General features: G+C 74.4%; 1 pseudogene. It reads right to left on the bottom strand.

Features of this window, described 5'->3' with window-relative positions:
- Positions 1-222 (bottom strand): annotated as a pseudogene (locus ACTFO6_RS17945) (hypothetical protein); the annotation flags it as partial.
- Positions 223-379 lie beyond the last annotated feature (157 nt).

Here is a 379-nt window from a genome sequence, read left to right as displayed (position 1 = left end):
CGTCTGGCCCTCGGCCACCGCGCCGCCGGTCTCGACGACGGCGGTGCCGAGCACGACCACCGGGATCTGTTCGTTCGCGCCGCCGGCGGCCAACTTGGCAACGCCCAGCGCGTTCGCGTCCGCGACCGCCTGGGCGCCGGCTGCGGTGACGAACCGACCGGCGCCGATCGCCCCGGCGGATTTTCGGGTGAGGGTGAGGATGGGGGTCGACTGCTTGCTCATGGGGCCTCCTTACTGGGCCTTGCTGACCGCCGCCACGGCGGCGGCGTAATCGGTGCCTGGGTGGGCTCGCTGATAGGCCTTGGCCCGGGCGTGCAGGTCGGCGCGCGCCGGATCGACGCCGTAGCCGGGCGGGGCGGAGAACTCGACGGCCGCGGAG

The sequence above is a fragment of the Pelomicrobium sp. G1 genome (genome assembly GCF_051905455.1).
In the GTDB taxonomy this organism is placed as follows: domain Bacteria; phylum Pseudomonadota; class Gammaproteobacteria; order Burkholderiales; family UBA6910; genus Pelomicrobium.
Note: the sequence above shows the minus strand (reverse complement) of the source record. Positions and strands in the feature narration are given on the sequence as shown.